The following is a 17,962-nucleotide window of genomic DNA, read 5'->3' on the forward strand; positions in this document are numbered from 1 at the left end:
TTCAATTAACACTTTTGTAAATTTATTAAGCCCCTTTGAAAGGGGCTTTTTTATATTTAATATTCAACTTTTGAAGAATATGTTGCTATATATTGCATATTAATTTGTCTATCGTATCTTTCTATTCGAATTATTTAGGTTAATAATTTGTTGCAAGTTTCAAAGGGCGGTGCTAATTTGTTCCGAATTAGAGAGGGCGGAGTCCCTTAATTGCAGTGACAAAAACACAGGGAGTAGGGCGCATGAATGATGTACCAGCGCTAGATATAAAAGACCTGCACAAAACATTTGGACAAAATGAAGTTTTAAAAGGCATTTCACTTGCCGCGCACAAAGGAGATGTTATCTCCATCATTGGCTCTTCCGGCTCAGGTAAGAGTACCTTTCTCAGATGTATCAACTTGCTAGAAACGCCTACCGCGGGCGAAATTTGGGTAAATGGTGAATTAATCCAAATGAAAAACAACAGAGCAGATGAATCTGTTCCTGCTAATGAAAAGCAAGTCCAACGTATTCGTTCACGCCTGGCAATGGTTTTCCAAGGTTTCAACCTCTGGTCTCACCTAACCGTACTAGAAAACGTGATTGAGGCGCCTGTTCATGTCTTAGGCGTGTCAAAAGCTCAAGCGATTGAAAATGCAGAAGTCTTGCTTAAGAAAGTAGGCTTGTATGAGCGTAAAGATTATTACCCTGGGCACTTATCTGGTGGCCAGCAGCAACGTGCAGCTATTGCCCGTGCGCTAGCAGTTGACCCAGAGGTGATGTTGTTTGACGAGCCAACTTCTGCGCTTGACCCAGAACTTGTAGGAGAAGTTCTGGGGGTAATGAGAGATTTGGCAGATGAAGGGCGAACTATGCTGGTGGTCACGCACGAAATGGCGTTTGCGCGTGACGTATCAAACCATGTGATGTTTTTACATCAAGGCTTAGTGGAAGAACAGGGAAATCCAGCTAAGCTATTTACAAACCCGGATTCAGAACGATTACAGCAGTTTATCTCATCCATTTACTAATATTTGTTAGGCGGCAGACTATTGCCTCCTAAGCCAACACAACAAACAAAACGAAATAAAATAGCAATCACAGGAGTATGGAAATGAAAAAGTGGTTATTAGCAGCAACGATTGCTGCAACGGCAGTATCAGGTGTTGCCCAAGCGAAAGAATGGAAAACAGTTCGCTTTGGTATCGAAGGTGCTTACCCTCCGTTTAGCTGGACAGAAACTGATGGCTCAATAAAAGGCTTTGACGTAGATATGGCAAATGCACTCTGTGAAGAGATGCAAGTGAAGTGCAAAATCGTCGCTCAAGATTGGGATGGTATTATCCCTTCTCTTCTTGCACGTAAGTACGATGCCATCATCGCAGCAATGTCTATCACTGAAGAGCGCAAGAAAAAAGTCGATTTCACTGGCAAGTACGCACAAATCCCAAATAAATTTATCGCTAAGAAAGGTGCGGGTCTAGATTTTGATAATCTTAAAGATGTCAAAATTGGCGTGCAACGTGCGACGACACATGACAAGTACTTAACTGACAACTACGGCGATGATGTTGAAATTGTACGTTATGGCTCTTTTGATGAAGCGTATCTTGATCTAGAAAATGGTCGAATTGCTGCCGTTTTAGGTGATGCGTCTGCTCTAGAAGAGGGTGTGATCAACAAAGCAGGTGGCGAAGCTTATGAGTTTGTTGGACCATCGTTAACCGATCCAAAATGGTTTGGCGAAGGTATGGGTATCGCTGTTCGTAAACAAGACAAAGATCTGACGAAGAAACTCGACGCAGCAATTATTTCACTACGTGAGAAAGGTGTTTACCAAGAAATTGCTGGTAAATACTTTAACTACGATGTGTACGGTGAATAAACCGTAATTAAGCGACCGTTGGCTTGTTCCTAGAAGTAGTCAACGGTCGATTTTTTGAGTTTAGGGATTAGGAACTCACCTATGCTAGATTTACAAGGATACGAAGCTTCGATTTTGAAAGGAGCTTTAGTAACAATAGAAGTTGCAGTGCTTTCACTCATTCTCGCCATGGTCTTAGGCATGCTTGGCGCACTAGCTAAGTTAGCGCCTTACAAATGGGCAAGGGCGATTGCCACTCTTTACACCACCGTCATTCGCGGCATTCCAGATTTGGTTCTGATGATGCTAATTTTCTTTGGTGGACAAATACTTTTAAATAACAGCCTTTACTCCATCAACGAAACGCTCAACGAGTGGTTTGCCTCGAGTGATCCAAACCATGAATGGACGTCTTACTTACCTGATTATATTGATGTCAGCCCATTTATAGCTGGTGTACTCACGATTGGTTTTATCTTTGGCGCCTACATGGCGGAGACTTTTCGTGGAGCGATCATGGCGGTGGACAAGGGTGAATTAGAAGCGGCGAAAGCTTATGGGATGAGTTCTGCTTTATCGTTTAGAAGAATCTTACTTCCTCAGATGATTCGTCATGCATTACCTGGATTTGGTAATAACTGGTTAGTGTTACTTAAGACCACAGCGTTAGTTTCCATTATTGGTCTGGATGACATGGTGAGAATGAGCTCATTGGCAGCAGGTACAACGAAAATGCCGTTCACCTTTTACATGGCTGTCGCGCTCATCTTTCTATTTTTTACCAGCGTTTCGACCGGGCTACTCAAGCTTGTTGAGCGTAAGTTCAGTATTCATGCGAGGTAAGTTATGGACTTTTCTTTGATTATTGAAAGCTTTCCAACTTATCTTCAGGGACTTTGGACAACAGTTTGGTTAGTGGGATTAGCGTTGGTTATTGGCTTGTGTGTCTCTATCCCATTAGCCGTGGCACGCAATAGTACCAATTACGCTCTAAGCTTACCTTCTTGGGGATTCATTTACTTTTTCCGTGGAACGCCGCTATTGGTTCAGCTGTATTTGATTTACTACGGCATGGATCAGTTTTTCCCTGTGAAAGATACCTTGTGGGAGAACGCTTGGTTCTGTGCTTTGGTCGCTTTTATTCTGAATACATCGGCTTACACCGCAGAAATTATTCGTGGTGCGATTAATGGTTTGCCGAAAGGTGAGGTGGAAGCTGCGAAAGCCTATGGCATGAGTAAGTTTATGACATACAGACGTATTATCTTGCCGAGTGCATTGCGTCGAGCATTACCAGCTTATTCCAACGAGGTCATATTTATGCTGCACGGAAGTGCAGTCGCGGGCATTGTTACCATCATGGATTTAACTGGTGCTGCGCGTCTAGTTAACTCGCGCTACTATGCACCATTTGAGTCTTTCCTGACGGCGGGGCTGTTCTACATGGCACTGACGTTTATGATTTTGTGGTGTTTCAAAGTGGCAGAGAAGCGTTTCTTAGCTTATCTACGTCCTTTAAGCTAATTATCAATAGAGGCAATAGCACCGGAGTGGGTGCTATTGCTTTTGATAATTTTGTTATCTTCATTCCTATTTTTCCAGCCGATGTAAAAGACTCTTTCTTATTATTCATTAACTTACATTAACATTCGATAAACTCATTGTTTAGTAAGTAAAAATGAAAAAAACAATTCTATCGTTGGGCATTGCCGCCTTAGCCACAGGATGTGGTGGGGGAGAGGGAGAATCACAACCTAATGCTCAAGTAAAACCAACGCCAGCTCCAGTTCAACAAGCTCTTGAAACTGGTAATGCACTGCTCGTTTCTGACCCGAGCGATTTCATTCGAGAAAGTCGTCAGGTTGTAGAAGACCACAAGATGCAGTCGAATACGATCAAATCTGCAATTGCGAAAAACCTTTCAGGTCTTTATTGGGATCCAACCCATGATGCCGCGATCTTGGCACCTCAGTATGGCTTCAACGACACCATCTTGATGACCAATAAGGCCATGGCAAGCGGTTACAAAGATCAAGCGCTGTCAATTGGCGTTGCCGGGGAAAAGTCTAATGGTCAACGTTACGCACTATTAGGTAGTAACCCATTTAGAACGGCACAACGTTTTCCCGACTCTTCCAACGCGGCGATGACGCAATGGTTAAGTAACCTGGTCACTTGGTTGTCGGGCGGAGTTACTTCAAACGTCGTCATCGCGCAAATGGATCAGTCTTATTACTTTCCGGATGAGCATGCGACTCGGAATTGGCTGAAAGACAATGTTTCACAAGAGCTGGCGTTTAACGAGGCCAACCTATGCGATGGTTCGAAGCTACTTAGCTGCTTGCAAACCAATACTCCAAACTTATTGATCTTGTCACAGCATCTGCAATCTGGAGATACCAACAAACCAGTACTCGAAGCTTTGGAATACGCTGAGCAAGCCCAAATTCCTGTTCTATACCTGCATTGGGATGGAGGACTAACTGATCTTGGCCAAGACATTTTGGAAAAATTCCATGTTGATTATGTGGGAGATAACTATTGGCGTAAGTTAGGCTTGGTCGACTGGGAACCTTCATCGTTGATGAACGTTGTGCCGGATTCTGTTATTACACAACAAGCGTTGTTGTCTCGTTTTGAATCTCAAAATTTCAACGTTGACTTGTCAAAGTGTGATGACAAATCCTGTCCTGACACTGCGAATATGGACAGTCAATTTTATGCAGGGGCAAACAGCATTCGCCATTGGTTGCAAAAGCTTGATGAACAAAAAGTAGATTTGTTTAATCAAAACGGCTACCAATACGAAAAACTCATGGTATTGCTGGCTGATCATTATCGTCAAACGGTTGTCTTCCCGATGGACAAACAATCAACCCAAATGACCGAATTCCTAAAGTCGTACTTTGCCGATTACGTGCAATACAACAGCCGAAGCGTAAACCCAAAACAACCAAATATGGGGAACTTCAGCCGTAGTGAGTTTAGCCCTGACATAAAGAGAATCAGTGCAACGATTAATATGGAATCAAAGCGTAACTTCCGTTCGGCTGGTGTGTATGCACTTCCTGGGGAAACCTTTACGGTTAAACGTAATGACAGCAATGATGTGGCGACTAAGATTGTCATCAACACTTTAAGAAGTGGTGCAACTCATGAGTTCAGCAAAGATGGATACACGCGACCAAAACTGCTGACTTCATTCGGCTATGAAGTGAAGCCGGGTGAAACCATCACGCTGACTTCTCCTTATGGTGGTCCAGTACAGGTTCACTTTGACAAAAATGATGTTCCGGTTGAACTGAAATTTAATCATGTGGCACAGCATCCAGTTTGGAGAAGTGAGAAGGACAACGACGCTTTTATTCAACAGTTAGAAGCCAATTTATTCGATTGGGCTGAGCTGATCACTCCTGGGTTTGAAGTACACTCAAAGCGCGACAAAATGTTGGAGTCGGTCAACGATGAAATGTGGTCTACCCCTTCGGAAATGGCGCTTGCAACAGAAGAATATGTTCACAACTACCCGCATGTGCTGGCAGGTTTCCAAGGGCCGGGCATAGATGAAGTGCCTGAAATTATTCAATACGCCCAAAACCAAGGTTGGGAAATCGCCAATATTGATATAGTGAAGCACATGAACGCTGACCAAGCGACGTGTGGTTATGGTTGTTCGGGTAACCCTTACGATGCTTACTGGTCATTCAGCCCACTCGGTCACGGTGATTTACATGAGCTTGGTCATGGTTTAGAAAAAGGTCGATTCCGATTTTCAGGCTGGGAAGGGCATTCAACGACCAATTACTACTCGTATTACAGTAAGTCTCGTTTCTTCCAGAATACGGGAAAAGTTTCAACTTGCCAAAGCTTGGATTTCAAAGGCCAGTTTGAATTATTGCAAGCTAGCCGAACTCAAGCGGATCCAAACGCATACATGGCTGCGCAAAATCAAACCAGTTGGAGTTGGGGCGCTCGTGTTTACATTCAAATGATGATGGCGGCGCAGCATGAAGGTGTGCTTAAAAATGGTTGGCATTTATTGGCGCGCTTGCACCTGATTGAACGTGAGTTTAACCGCTTAAAATCGGACGATGCGCTTTGGGATGAGAGACGATTGAGTATTGGTTTCGCCAACTACTCTCGGGAAGAAGCAAATAGCATCTCGAACAACGACTGGTTGCTTATTGCTCTGAGCTACATCTCTCAGCGAGATATGACTAACTATCTCGATATGTGGGGGTTCTCGCTCACAGAAAAAGCGAAACAGCAGGTTGTGGCGCTGAATCTACCGCCGATGCCGCTCACTTACTTTGCAAGTAGTAATACAGGCTACTGTCTGAACGAATTTGCACAAACACCGATAACTGTTGATGGTCAAACGGTTTGGCCGCTGAATCAGTGATTAAATGGTAATTTGTATGAAAAAGGGAGACTGAGTCTCCCTTTTTATTGGATTAAGCTTAGCGTTGAGTCTCGCTTATAGCTTTGCAATATATTACTTAAATGTTGACCAGATTGGTGCGTGATCTGAAGGCTTCTCGATACCACGAAGCTCATAGTCGATACCAGATTCAATACACTTTTCCGCTAGAGAAGGGGTTGCCAAAATGACATCAATTCGTAGGCCACGGTTATCATCAAAACCGCGAGAACGGTAGTCAAACCACGAAAATTGATCGTTCACCTCTGGGTATAGCTTACGGAAGGTGTCCACAAAGCCCCAGTCTAGTAAGGTTTTCAACCATTCGCGTTCTTCAGGTTGGAATGAACATTTACCTGTTTTTAGCCAACGTTTACGGTTTGGCTCGCCGATACCGATATCTGCATCAATAGGGCTGATGTTGATGTCACCCATAACAATCAATTGCTCGTCGTTATTGTGATGATCGTTTAGGTAGGTCATCAGATCTTTATAGAATTGGCGCTTGTATGGGAATTTGGTTTCGTGGCTGATGTTATCCCCTTGAGGGAAATAGCCGTTTAGTACAGTGACCTTTTCGCCGTTTTCATTTAAAAACGTTGCCATGATCATGCGCTTTTGATGTTCCTCGTTATCCGTCGGGAACCCTTTTTGTACGTGTAGAGGCTCTTGCTTACAAAGCATTGCTACGCCGTAATGTGCTTTTTGACCATGAAAATACACTTTGTAGCCCATGGCTTCGACAGCTTCAATCGGGAATGCTTCATCGTGAACTTTAATTTCCTGAAGACCAATCACATCAGGTTGGTGTTTGTCGATTAGCGCTTGGAGTTGGTGCAGTCGCGCACGTAGTCCATTGATGTTAAAGCTGATTACTTTCATTATTTATCCTTTTTGGGGGCGTACTTTTTATGAATAGTATCATTGTGTAAGAGCACTGAAAACGAGTCTCGGTGAAAGGAGTGAAACGCTCTGAGCTACTTTGCTTTTAATTTGTTTTCTAAGTCGTTTTGCACGATCTTTAAAGCGTTAAGCGCAACTTCTGGATCTATCTCATTGCTCTCAAGCAAATAGATTAAATCGACAGCCAGTTTGATCTCTTCAGGTGCGTCATCTAAAGGCGAGGTTGGTTGATCAGCCATTATTGATGTTTTTCCCTATGTGTAATTTGGTTCTCTAGCTTAAGAAGTGCTGTTTCACAACGCGCTAAACGTTGCTCGGTTGCTAGTAATACTTTTTGAGCGTCGGCACGCATAAAACTAGGAGCGCTTTCGACAGCACGTTCTTTTTCTAACACCATCTCGCGCAAGCGTCTTGCCCACTCTTGATGTTGAGCGAGCTCCTGATAAAGCACGTTGATAGGCTTACGGAAATGGCTGCTATGTTTGATTTCATTCTTACGAATTTTAGTGGTAGAAATCTCGCGTTGAATCGCACCGATTTGCGCCACTAACCGTTCAGTGAGGTACTCAGCACGCAAAGCGGTGAGCTTACCTTCATTTTGCTCACGCACAATCGCACCCAGCGTGGCTTTTGCTTCTTTTACGCAAGGAGTAAGTAAGCGAGAGCGGCAACCAAATAAACGCTCATCAAAAAGCGGAACATGATGTTCGCCTCTTTGACGGTCAAGAACAGCGGCTTGCTTCGCCATTTGTTCTAGATTTTCCTGGAGTTGAGAAATGTTCATGACAAACCTACAAACCATGCGTCATAAGCCAATTTAATGGCTAGTATGCTGACGGCAGTAACAAATACAGGACGAATGAATTTAGAACCAAATCTAATAGCGGAGTGCGCGCCAACAAAAGCACCAGCCATTAAACATACTCCCATTGTTAAGCCTAGCACCCAGTTGATATGTCCGAGGAATGCAAAAGTGATCAAAGAGGTAAAGTTACTGGTAAAGTTCATTGCTTTTGCTAAGCCAGAGGCGAGCAAGATATTCAGCCGGTACAGCGCCATTGAACTTACTGTCCAAAAAGCCCCAGTTCCAGGCCCTGCGAGTCCGTCGTAGAATCCTATGGATAAGCCTTGCATGTACTGTTTTTTATGAAGTTTTGGGCAAGGCTCGGGTATTGGACTTTGATGAGCAGAGTGGGGTGTTTTATGAAAAACGGTATACAACGCTGCCGCCAAAATAACAAGCGGCAATCCTTTTTCCAGCCAATCCGTACTAATCGCATCTACAAATAGCGTACCTAATGTCGCTCCGACGAGTGTTGCCACGAATGCACGCCTCCAGCATTGAGGTTTGAATAGACGTTTTTTGTAGTACGTAAATGCTGCAGTAGAAGAAGCAAAGGTAGCGGCAAGTTTATTGGTGCCTAGTGCAATATGAGGCGGCAAGCCTAGCGAAAGTAGAGCAGGTACGGTAAGCATGCCACCACCACCGGCAACTGCATCAATAAATCCTGCGACAAAAGCGACAAGCGCCAACACCAACAGCATGGTTGGCTCAATCATTTCCATAAATGGTGATTCTTCTAATATTCTATTTTACGTTTAAATGGAGGTAGTGAGTCGATTAAGGCTTGTCCGTATCGCTTAGTGACTAGGCGTCGATCAAGAATCGTTACTCTACCAGAATCTCTCTCTTTACGCAGTAAGCGACCTACGCTCTGGATCAGCTTTTTGCTTGCGTCTGGTACAGTTATTTGCATAAACGGGTTTCCTCCTTTTTTCTCAATGTATTCGGAATGAGCCTGCTCAACAGGGGAGGTTGGAACGCCAAATGGAATTTTTGTAATCACCAAGTTTTCAAGTAATTCGCCAGGTAAGTCTAGCCCCTCAGAGAAACTGCCAGTACCAAATAAGACGCTGGTTTTATTTGATTCTATTAACTTTTTATGTTTTTTTAGAATTTCTTGACGTGAGCTTTCACCTTGAACTTGCAACGCCCAGCCTTTTTTTATGAACTCCGAAGAGAGTGCCTTCGCGACTTGGTTCATCTGCCAATAGGATGAGAATAATACTAAGTTGGCTTTCTTGTCTTCCAAGTACTTAGGCAAGATCTCAATAAGATATTCAGTAAATTGAGGCGCTGGTGGTTCATATTTCATCGCAGGGATGAGTAATTCTGCCTGGTTTTGGTAATCGAATGGTGACGCAAGCGCTAAAAACTGAGTGCCTGATTCTGGTTTTCCATCAATACCAACCTGATGGCAAAAGTAATGGAAAGAGTTTAATGCACGCATCGTTGCGGAAACCAAAATGGCGCCAATACATCTGCTCCAAATCTGTTGGTCGAGTTGCCATCCAATTTCAAGTGGCGAAACACTCACAATGAAATCACCCTCGCGATCGGGGTGGGTTTCTAACCAGCGAGCTAAAGGCGCACCTTTTTCACGAGTTGGTTCAGCCATTAAATGCCATACTTGCGCTAGGTTTTCTAACCTTTGAATGTAGAAACCGAGCTCTGCAAGCGCTGGTTCAGCCAACCTTGTCGCAAGCTCCCCGTCTTTTACTCTTTCCGCAATAAGGTCGGCAATTTTTGCCACACTCTGATTTGCTTTTTTACTGAACTGTTTTAGTTCTTTGGATTGGTTCTCTAGCCACTCAGGTAGTTCACCGTGTTCGAAGCGATAGATACCCTCTTCAAATTGAGCTGGGTCGAACTGTTTGGGCAATTGAGTCAGTGCCGGTATTAAGTTCTGAACCGCGTCTTGAAGGTCGTTGCGAAATCGAGCTACGCGTTTCTCGTCTGCGAGTGATGAAAACTTACTAATCGACTGATTTAACTTCTCAAGCCATGCTGCCGCGCCTTTTAAACTCGCAGATGCTGAAGCATGGTCACGAGCGACGTGAGGTAAGTGATGTGCCTCGTCGAAGACGTATATTGTATTTTCTGGCTCAGGTAAAATCACGCCGCCACCTAAATCTGCGTCTGCCATGACGAGAGAGTGGTTAGCAATGATGACATCGTTTTTATCCAACTCTGAGCGCGCTTTTTGGAATGGGCAGCCGCGGTGGCCTGGTAAACTGTTATTGCAACTGTGTTTATCACTGACAATCAGTTGCCAAAGCTTATCGTCGATGGGTTTAGGCCAAGAATCACGGTCACCGTCCCATTTACCTTGCGCAAGAGAGCGATGCATTGTTTCTAACAGCTCTATATCTTTTTGCTTAGGTTTGGTTTCAAACATGGCTAACTGGCCACCATCAGCACCGCTAGCAGTGGCGAGCTTTTCTGCACAACAATAGCGTTGACGGCCTTTTGCCAAAATAAAAGAAAACTCTCGGTCGGTAATCCGACGAAAAAGAGGGAGGTCTTTATTTATGAGCTGCTCTTGCAGAGCGACGGTCGCCGTTGAGATAACCACTTTCCTATTGTTATGTACAGCCACGGGAATGGTCGCCATTAGATAAGAGAGCGATTTACCAATTCCAGTCCCTGCTTCTGCAACGAGTATTCGGTTAGATTTGTGATACTGACCGCACAGCGTTTTTGCAATCTCTGCAACAAGGTAGTTTTGTGCTCTTCTAGGCACAAAGTTATCAAGTTGATCTTGAAGGTTTTGATAGCTATTACGAATCGATTTTTGAATGTTACTGGTCAGCATACGGGCCTCAAATGCGTTGGAGGCGAATAGTAGCACACATCACTAGTTGTACAGTAGTTCACAAAACGGAATGCTTTTATAAGGAATGTAGATCTCCTTCACAAAAAAATATTGAACCTTATCTTAATGAAATTAATTTCATTATATGAAAAATATAAAACTCCAACTTGGTCTGATTTGTAGGTTTTTATTCTTTTTTTGTTTTTTTAAAATTTACCTGTTGGATTAAAAAACCATTTGTTAATAATTTTGTAAATTACAAATAATAATGGAGATTGGTTAGATGTTCGTCGAATAAATAAAGGTAAACTCATCAAGTTGTTGTTTTGTAATGGTATTTTGTTTTTTTTACATTGGTATTTAGAAAATTTGACAGCCAGAATAATCTTTTGCACTCTTAGCTCCAGATTTTGAGGAGGTGCTGTATAACGTTTTGTTAACGCTCTACCTCAAACATATAAAAAAAGGGAACCGGACAAGGATATCCCGAACTAAGAAAAGGCAGTGGATTAATTATGAAAAAAACTCTATTAGCACTAGCTGTAGTTGCGTCTGCAACTTCAGTGAACGCAGCTGAAGTATTCAAATCTGAAGAAGGTTCTGTAGATTTCTACGGTCAGCTACGTCCAACTCTTCTATTCACAGAAAAAACTGATCACACAGCAGAGCTAAACACTAGCTCTTCTCGTACTGGTGTGAACGCGGTTTACGTTGTTGACGAAAGCCTAAAAGTTCTGGGTGAAGTTGAAATCGGTGTTGCTCTAGGTGACAACTACGACGCAGGTGCTGATTCAAGCGAGCGTACAGATGACTCTGTATACGTACGTCGCCACATCATCGGTTTTGATATGGGTGATATGGGTACTCTTCGCTTCGGTAAAGAAGGTACTTGGGCTGATGACGTATACTTCGCAGATTACTCTTACTTCTTCGGTGGTAACGCAGCGGAAACTGCATACGGTCACGCTTGGAACAACGATTCTCAAATCAAATACGCTTACGAAAATGACGCATTCTGGCTAAAAGCTGGTTACGCGCTAGGCGAAAAAGATTCTAACGAAGAAGTACTAGAAGTATTCGTTGGTAAATCTTTCAACGACCTATCTCTACACGCTGGTGTACTTACTGCGAACAACGACATCAACGTAACTAAAGAGAAAAAACTAGTTCTTAATGGTGTAGAGCAAACAGTTTCTCACACAGAGCGTACTGATAACGAAAACCTATCTTTTGAAGTAACTGCTGAGTACGCACTAAACGAGCACACTCTAGGTGCTACGTACTACTACAACGAAAACGAAGATAAGCTAGGTAAATCAACAGTTGATTCACACTACATCGTTGTAGCTGGTATGTTCGCTGTTGCTCCTAAAACAACTCTATACTCTGGTTACGAGTACCTAGCTCAGTCTACTGACGAAGCAGGTAAAGTAGACGCAGACTCTTCTTGGTTCTACGCTGGTGTTGAATACAAGTTCTCTAAATGGGCACGTGTATTCGCAGAAGCGGGTTACACTTTCGAAGGTACTGACTTCGATAACAAAGACACAGACGACGCAACTAACTTCGGTGTTGGTGCTCGTTTCTACTGGTAATCAATACCCAGTTTGATATTGTAAGACCCAGCTATATGCTGGGTCTTTTACTATGAAGATAAGGATGAAAAATTCTATGCAGTTATCATTAAAAGTGGCAATGGCACTGTCTATTTTTGCCAGTACAAACCTCTACGCTGCAACGACTTTAGTGGTTCCAGAAGACGTGAAGTTATTGGCCGTCAACATGGAGAAGCCAGATCTAGAAGGTGGTCTTTTTTCTAGTGAGAAGACAATCGAACTACCTGACGGAACGAATCAAATTGTCTTCAAATATCAACCTACATTCGAAATTAACGAAAACCTTAAGACGGTTTACAGTGATGTAATCGTTGCTAAATTTGATGCTGAAAACGAAAAGCTAACATTTGAACTGCCAGAGTTTAAAACTCTTCGCCAAGCGCAAAACAACATCTCGCCTCTAGATTGGCAATTACTGGATACCAAAGGCCAACCTATTGCTTTGGTCGAAGATGTATTAGAGTCAGATGGTGTTCAAATTGGTCGTAATTACCCTCAAGAATCTCGCAACTACAATATTGCTGGCGGTATCGCGAGTGTTGCCGTTAGTTATGTAACTGTGAATCAGCATCAACAATCAGTAAGTGATATCGAGCCTCGAGTTGAGACTAGTGATTCCCGTTCAACAGCCGCATCGAACGACAGCCCAATGGTTGATGTATTAAAGACGATGTACCAGAAAGCGTCTCAGGCGGAAAAAGAGGCATTTAAAAACTGGCTTGCTGAGCAGTAATCCCTTAGTTCATTAGATAGGGCTTAACTGAAAAAGTACGAATCTAAAAAGCAGGCTTTAAGCCTGCTTTTATCTTTTCTGCTTATTAGAGAGAGATTTCTCTCCATTCACCAGGCATTAGGTCGTTAAGGACGATATCACCCATCGAATGACGAATGAGGCGCAAAGTAGGGAAGCCAATGTGCGCAGTCATGCGACGCACCTGACGATTTCTTCCTTCGATAATGGTAATGGCTAACCAAGTGGTAGGGATATTTGCGCGAAAACGAACCGGAGGAGTTCTGTCCCAGACTTGTGGTTCTGGAATAACTTCAACTTCGGCTGGTAGAGTCATACCATCTTTTAGCTCTACTCCCTTCCTCAATTTTTCAAGATCTTGCTCCTGAGGAGCGCCATCGACTTGAACCCAATAAGTCTTCGGCGATTTTGACTTTGGCTGCGTTAACTTCGCCTGCAAGATGCCATCGTTAGTGAGTACCATCAAACCTTCGCTGTCTCGGTCCAATCGGCCAGCCGCATAGACATTTTTGATTGGGATATAGTCCGCTAACGTTTTGCGACCATCGCCATCGGTAAATTGACTGAGCGTATCGTAAGGCTTATTGAAAATAATGACTTTACGATCTTTAGGGGCCACTTTTGGCTTTTGGCTTTTTGTTGGGCGATTAGGGCGGCGGTCTTGCTGAGTACGAGTCTTCGAGCCATTGCGAGCTCCTGAGTGTTTAAAATGGCCCGTTTTAGACTGGTTACGACTGCGACCTTTTTCCTGACCTGTACGAGATGACATGTTAACTACCCTGCAAAAATGTAAATGAACTGTGTTTGAAAGTTTTAAGTTTTCTCATGATCGGATATGATTTGCGCGCCTAAAACTAACAAACGCGCACAGAATGATAGACTAATTCGTGTTATTTGTTTAATTATATCAGTGCACTCATGGATTCAGAGCTTAGAGCTTCAAACTACAACAAAGAGTGCGAACCGCATGTGGCGTTAGTGAGGAGACATGTACTGCTAACGCGCAGCAATGCGTCAATTAAACCAACTCAGACGCTGAGTTGATCAGCCAACAAGTTGATTAAAAAATAGGGAAATTTCATGCCTACAGAAAAACCTACAATTATCTACACCATCACTGATGAAGCGCCGGCGCTAGCAACTTATTCATTACTACCAATCATTCAATCATTCACAGCATCGTCTGGCATCAATGTAGATACTCGTGATATTTCACTAGCAGGTCGAATTATCGCTAACTTCCCAGAGCATCTAAAAGAAGAACAGCGCATTGGCGATGCGTTGACTGAGCTTGGTGAACTAGCTCAAACTCCAGAAGCAAATATCATCAAGCTACCTAACATTTCAGCTTCAGTTCCTCAGCTTAAAGCGGCGATTAAAGAGCTTCAGGCGAAAGGTTACGATTTACCAAACTACCCAGAAGAGCCGAGCACGTACGAAGAGAAAGCGATTAAAGCGGCTTACGACAAAATCAAAGGTAGTGCGGTTAACCCAGTACTTCGTGAAGGTAACTCAGACCGTCGTGCTCCGACTTCGGTTAAGAACTACGCGAAGAAAAACCCACACTCAATGGGTGCATGGTCAGCAGAATCTAAGTCCCATGTTGCGAGCATGTCAGACAATGACTTCTTTGGTAGCGAAAAGTCTACAACTATCTCTGGTGCAACAGAGGTCAAAATCGAGTTTGTCGGTAATGATGGTACAGTTAAAGAGCTTAAGTCTGCGTTCCCATTACTAGATAAAGAAGTCATTGATACTTCAGTAATGAAGAAGAAGGCGTTGGTTGAATTTTTCGAGAAAGAGATTGCTGAAGCGAAAGCACAAGACGTGCTGCTGTCTCTTCATATGAAAGCGACGATGATGAAAGTTTCTGACCCTGTCATTTTCGGCCATGCCGTAAAAGTTTACTACAAAGACGTTTTCGATAAGTACGGTAAGCTGTTTGAAGAGCTAGGCGTTGATGTAAACAATGGCATCGGTGATGTTTACTCAAAAATTGAGTCTCTACCTGAAGCGCAAAAAGCAGAAATTGAAGCGGCCATTCAAGCGGTTTACCAAACTCAACCAGAACTTGCGATGGTTGACTCTGATCGTGGTATCACAAACTTACATGTACCAAGTGACATTATTGTAGATGCTTCTATGCCAGCAATGCTTCGCTCTTCGGGTCAAATGTGGGGACCAGATGGTAAACAAAAAGACACCAAAGCGATGATTCCAGATCGTAGCTACGCAGGTATTTACCAAGCGGTTATTGATTTCTGTAAAGAGCACGGCGCATTTGATCCAACCACTATGGGTAGCGTACCTAACGTTGGTCTAATGGCTCAGAAAGCTGAAGAGTATGGTTCTCACGACAAGACATTCATTCTAGACGCTGCGGGTACTGTTCGCGTTGTTGATGCTTCAGGTAACGTACTGTTAGAGCAAGCGGTTGAAGAAGGTGATATCTTCCGTATGTGTCAGGTTAAAGACGCACCAATCCAAGATTGGGTTAAACTAGCAGTGACTCGCGCACGTGCAACAGGTGTTCCAGCTGTATTCTGGCTAGATGAAAACCGCGCGCACGATGCTGAGCTTATCAAGAAAGTAAACGCCTACCTACCAGATCACGATACTGACGGTCTAGAGATTAAGATCCTATCTCCTGTTGAAGCTTGTAAGTACTCACTAGAGCGTATGAAAGCGGGCCTAGATACTATCTCTGTTACAGGTAATGTTCTTCGTGACTACCTAACAGACTTGTTCCCAATTCTAGAGTTAGGTACGTCTGCTAAGATGCTATCTATTGTTCCATTGATGAATGGTGGTGGTCTATTTGAAACAGGCGCTGGTGGTTCTGCTCCTAAGCACGTTCAACAAGTAGAAAAAGAGAATCACCTTCGTTGGGATTCTTTGGGCGAGTTCCTAGCGCTTGCAGCTTCGTTAGAGCATTTAAGTGTAGCGACAAACAATCCTAAGGCTCAGGTTCTCGCAGATACACTAGATAAAGCGACCGGTGAGTTTTTAGACACCAACAAATCTCCGTCACGTAAAGTGGGTGAGCTAGATAACCGTGGAAGCCACTTCTATCTTGCACTTTACTGGGCGAAAGCGCTTTCAGAGCAAACGGATGATGCGGATCTTGCTGCTGAATTTGCACCAATTGCAAAAGCGCTGTCAGAGCAGGAAGAAACGATCGTTGCTGAGCTAAATAATGCGCAAGGCGTGAAAGGTGAGCTAGGAGGTTACTACTTACTAGACGATGCATTGGTTTCTAAATTGATGCGTCCAAGCGAAACCTTTAACGCAATCATTAACAAGTAAGTTAGTGTTAAAAAACACGTCGTTTTCGGCGTGTTTCCTATCCTGTAAGTGCGTTGTAAGTGTCCCTTTTGTAACACGTGCTCTAAATAGTAAGAAACCCGCTATCTTGGCGGGTTTATTTTTCTCTTCAAAACATCAACATGGCGTTTCGAGAGCAATATTTTTATATTTCGACAGCGCTCTAATTATTTGGCTTGGCCTTCAAGAGGCACGACGCTACTCGCGTGACAGCCTTTGGGACCTTTTTCAATCTCGTAAGAGACTTGTTGGCCTGCTTTCAGTGTACGATAACCGTCCATCTGGATAGTTGAGTAGTGGGCAAAGATATCTCCCTCTTCTTCATCTGAACAAATAAACCCAAATCCTTTGGCATTGTTAAACCACTTTACTGTACCTGTAGCCATGCTTTACATCCCTCATGCATTTTTTACTGATGTTGTTACTGCAACCAAGTTATACCTTTAACTTGGTACTACCATTGTCAGCGAATGCCAACAAACGTCAAATCAATGATAAGTCACATTCATCAAACCACTTAAAGAAGAGAGGTTTCAAAATGATGATTTATGCATCAACACTTTCCACTGTAGTCAATGAATTTCGACAGTCAATAGCAGTGAGCAACAAACAGAAACATAATTGAAAACAAATCACTTTTGAGATTAACAAATTTGCAAACAGTTTTTCGTATATACGCAGAAGTTTAGTCAATTTGCCTATGAAGTGGCTCATACTGAAAAAGCCATACTGTCCGTGTTGCTTATGGGAGAAGAATCCTCTGACTGAATAAAAAATGAAGTTTTCGTGATAATTACCGTATTCTCAATGAGGAAGTGTGATCCAGATAGAAGATGATGGGGTGGTTTGCAATAGTCCGAGAGCAATAAATAGAAAGTTCTTTTATAAGAAAAAATGTGTAACTTATCGACAAGCATCTTTTATTTGCGCCGTATCAAGACGTGCATTAGTCTCTATATTAGGTAGCAACTTTTATCGATCAAAGATCGAATTCGGTGCCATAACTCACTACACCGCGCTGCATGCTTGTGGTAGATTGTTTTTATAGGTCGAAAACATCAACCCTTTGATACGATATCTTTAGATTGCCATGAGTAAAAATTTTGAATGGGTCACTCCGGACTCTGATCTTCTGGAGCGAGAAAGTACGAAAGTCCAGCCACCTAAGCTGTACAATGTCGTACTCAATAATGATGACTATACACCTATGGATTTCGTCATAGAGGTGCTTGAGCGATTTTTCTCACATGATATTGATAAAGCAACTCAAATCATGCTTCAGGTCCACTATGAAGGAAAGGCAATCTGCGGCACATACAGCGCAGAAATTGCCGAGACAAAAGTAGCGCAAGTTACGATGTACGCAAGGGAAAATGAACATCCGCTACTTTGCACTATGGAGCAAGCGTAAACAAAGAAGACTTGCTCGAACAACCCCAGTTGTTT

General features: G+C 43.1%; 16 protein-coding genes. 9 read left to right on the top strand and 7 right to left on the bottom strand.

All coding sequences use genetic code 11. The features are described 5' to 3' along the window. Positions 1 to 242 precede the first annotated feature (242 nt). From R8O11_RS06260 to R8O11_RS06280, 5 genes are all read left to right on the top strand, one after another. Positions 243 to 1,013 carry an ABC transporter ATP-binding protein gene (locus tag R8O11_RS06260; protein ID WP_318194000.1) on the top strand — a complete coding sequence of 257 codons (771 nt, stop codon included), beginning with the start codon at positions 243 to 245 and terminating at the stop codon, positions 1,011 to 1,013. A gap of 83 nt (positions 1,014 to 1,096) precedes the next feature. Continuing rightward, positions 1,097 to 1,867, top strand: a complete 771-nt coding sequence (locus R8O11_RS06265; RefSeq protein WP_005378437.1) for an ABC transporter substrate-binding protein — start codon at positions 1,097 to 1,099, stop codon at positions 1,865 to 1,867. A gap of 81 nt (positions 1,868 to 1,948) precedes the next feature. Beyond that, positions 1,949 to 2,689 (top strand): ABC transporter permease, encoded by a 741-nt coding sequence (locus R8O11_RS06270; protein WP_005378436.1) that lies wholly within the window; start codon positions 1,949 to 1,951, stop codon positions 2,687 to 2,689. A gap of 3 nt (positions 2,690 to 2,692) precedes the next feature. Then, positions 2,693 to 3,370, top strand: a complete 678-nt coding sequence (locus tag R8O11_RS06275; RefSeq protein WP_005378435.1) for an ABC transporter permease — start codon at positions 2,693 to 2,695, stop codon at positions 3,368 to 3,370. 154 nt (positions 3,371 to 3,524) lie between these two features. Next, positions 3,525 to 6,248, top strand: a complete 2,724-nt coding sequence (locus R8O11_RS06280) for an ImpA family metalloprotease (RefSeq protein WP_318194001.1) — start codon at positions 3,525 to 3,527, stop codon at positions 6,246 to 6,248. A 93-nt stretch (positions 6,249 to 6,341) separates the two neighbouring features. Here R8O11_RS06280 and xthA read toward each other — a convergent pair whose 3' ends face one another. From xthA to dinG, 5 genes are all read right to left on the bottom strand, one after another. Further along, positions 6,342 to 7,148, bottom strand: coding sequence for an exodeoxyribonuclease III (xthA, locus tag R8O11_RS06285; protein ID WP_005378433.1), 807 nt, complete (start codon positions 7,146 to 7,148; stop codon positions 6,342 to 6,344). 95 nt (positions 7,149 to 7,243) lie between these two features. Further along, complete coding sequence (gene rsmS, locus R8O11_RS06290; RefSeq protein WP_005378432.1) at positions 7,244 to 7,408, bottom strand: pleiotropic regulatory protein RsmS; 165 nt, start codon at positions 7,406 to 7,408, stop codon at positions 7,244 to 7,246. Then, complete coding sequence (locus tag R8O11_RS06295) at positions 7,408 to 7,953, bottom strand: primosomal replication protein (protein ID WP_017820026.1); 546 nt, start codon at positions 7,951 to 7,953, stop codon at positions 7,408 to 7,410. Before R8O11_RS06295 ends, rsmS begins: the two co-directional genes overlap by 1 nt. After that, positions 7,950 to 8,735 carry a sulfite exporter TauE/SafE family protein gene (locus R8O11_RS06300; RefSeq protein ID WP_115385848.1) on the bottom strand — a complete coding sequence of 262 codons (786 nt, stop codon included), beginning with the start codon at positions 8,733 to 8,735 and terminating at the stop codon, positions 7,950 to 7,952. The genes R8O11_RS06295 and R8O11_RS06300 overlap by 4 nt, the downstream gene beginning before the upstream one ends. Before the next feature lie 14 nt (positions 8,736 to 8,749). Then, positions 8,750 to 10,825, bottom strand: coding sequence for an ATP-dependent DNA helicase DinG (gene dinG, locus R8O11_RS06305; RefSeq protein ID WP_017634733.1), 2,076 nt, complete (start codon positions 10,823 to 10,825; stop codon positions 8,750 to 8,752). A gap of 515 nt (positions 10,826 to 11,340) precedes the next feature. Between dinG and R8O11_RS06310 the strand changes: the two genes are divergently transcribed. Beyond that, positions 11,341 to 12,420 carry a porin gene (locus R8O11_RS06310; RefSeq protein ID WP_005378424.1) on the top strand — a complete coding sequence of 360 codons (1,080 nt, stop codon included), beginning with the start codon at positions 11,341 to 11,343 and terminating at the stop codon, positions 12,418 to 12,420. A 76-nt stretch (positions 12,421 to 12,496) separates the two neighbouring features. Then, entirely contained in the window at positions 12,497 to 13,174 is a 678-nt protein-coding gene (locus R8O11_RS06315; protein ID WP_154204716.1) for a DUF2057 family protein, read from the top strand. An 85-nt stretch (positions 13,175 to 13,259) separates the two neighbouring features. On the opposite strand, the gene R8O11_RS06320 is transcribed toward R8O11_RS06315, so the two are convergent. Continuing rightward, positions 13,260 to 13,961, bottom strand: coding sequence for a pseudouridine synthase (locus tag R8O11_RS06320; protein ID WP_005387874.1), 702 nt, complete (start codon positions 13,959 to 13,961; stop codon positions 13,260 to 13,262). Positions 13,962 to 14,272: 311 nt separating this feature from the next. On the opposite strand from R8O11_RS06320, the gene R8O11_RS06325 reads away from it, so the two are divergent. After that, the gene (locus R8O11_RS06325; protein WP_005378404.1) at positions 14,273 to 16,498 is read left to right on the top strand and encodes an NADP-dependent isocitrate dehydrogenase; all 2,226 of its coding nucleotides are present in this window, start codon (positions 14,273 to 14,275) and stop codon (positions 16,496 to 16,498) included. Between the two features lie 185 nt (positions 16,499 to 16,683). Here R8O11_RS06325 and cspD read toward each other — a convergent pair whose 3' ends face one another. Then, positions 16,684 to 16,902 (bottom strand): cold shock domain-containing protein CspD, encoded by a 219-nt coding sequence (cspD, locus tag R8O11_RS06330; RefSeq protein ID WP_005378407.1) that lies wholly within the window; start codon positions 16,900 to 16,902, stop codon positions 16,684 to 16,686. A 704-nt stretch (positions 16,903 to 17,606) separates the two neighbouring features. On the opposite strand from cspD, the gene clpS reads away from it, so the two are divergent. Further along, positions 17,607 to 17,927 (top strand): ATP-dependent Clp protease adapter ClpS, encoded by a 321-nt coding sequence (gene clpS, locus R8O11_RS06335; protein WP_005378419.1) that lies wholly within the window; start codon positions 17,607 to 17,609, stop codon positions 17,925 to 17,927. Positions 17,928 to 17,962 lie beyond the last annotated feature (35 nt).

The organism is Vibrio sp. 1288 (assembly GCF_033344475.1).

Excerpts from the sequence above, each read along its gene's own strand:
- R8O11_RS06260 (WP_318194000.1), top strand. The coding sequence starts at position 243 with ATGAATGATGTACCAGCGCTAGATATAAAAGACCTGCACAAAACATTT.
- R8O11_RS06265 (WP_005378437.1), top strand. The coding sequence starts at position 1,097 with ATGAAAAAGTGGTTATTAGCAGCAACGATTGCTGCAACGGCAGTATCA.
- R8O11_RS06270 (WP_005378436.1), top strand. The coding sequence starts at position 1,949 with ATGCTAGATTTACAAGGATACGAAGCTTCGATTTTGAAAGGAGCTTTA.
- R8O11_RS06275 (WP_005378435.1), top strand. The coding sequence starts at position 2,693 with ATGGACTTTTCTTTGATTATTGAAAGCTTTCCAACTTATCTTCAGGGA.
- R8O11_RS06280 (WP_318194001.1), top strand. The coding sequence starts at position 3,525 with ATGAAAAAAACAATTCTATCGTTGGGCATTGCCGCCTTAGCCACAGGA.
- xthA (WP_005378433.1), bottom strand. The coding sequence starts at position 7,148 with ATGAAAGTAATCAGCTTTAACATCAATGGACTACGTGCGCGACTGCAC.
- rsmS (WP_005378432.1), bottom strand. The coding sequence starts at position 7,408 with ATGGCTGATCAACCAACCTCGCCTTTAGATGACGCACCTGAAGAGATC.
- R8O11_RS06295 (WP_017820026.1), bottom strand. The coding sequence starts at position 7,953 with ATGAACATTTCTCAACTCCAGGAAAATCTAGAACAAATGGCGAAGCAA.
- R8O11_RS06300 (WP_115385848.1), bottom strand. The coding sequence starts at position 8,735 with ATGGAAATGATTGAGCCAACCATGCTGTTGGTGTTGGCGCTTGTCGCT.
- dinG (WP_017634733.1), bottom strand. The coding sequence starts at position 10,825 with ATGCTGACCAGTAACATTCAAAAATCGATTCGTAATAGCTATCAAAAC.
- R8O11_RS06310 (WP_005378424.1), top strand. The coding sequence starts at position 11,341 with ATGAAAAAAACTCTATTAGCACTAGCTGTAGTTGCGTCTGCAACTTCA.
- R8O11_RS06315 (WP_154204716.1), top strand. The coding sequence starts at position 12,497 with ATGCAGTTATCATTAAAAGTGGCAATGGCACTGTCTATTTTTGCCAGT.
- R8O11_RS06320 (WP_005387874.1), bottom strand. The coding sequence starts at position 13,961 with ATGTCATCTCGTACAGGTCAGGAAAAAGGTCGCAGTCGTAACCAGTCT.
- R8O11_RS06325 (WP_005378404.1), top strand. The coding sequence starts at position 14,273 with ATGCCTACAGAAAAACCTACAATTATCTACACCATCACTGATGAAGCG.
- cspD (WP_005378407.1), bottom strand. The coding sequence starts at position 16,902 with ATGGCTACAGGTACAGTAAAGTGGTTTAACAATGCCAAAGGATTTGGG.
- clpS (WP_005378419.1), top strand. The coding sequence starts at position 17,607 with ATGAGTAAAAATTTTGAATGGGTCACTCCGGACTCTGATCTTCTGGAG.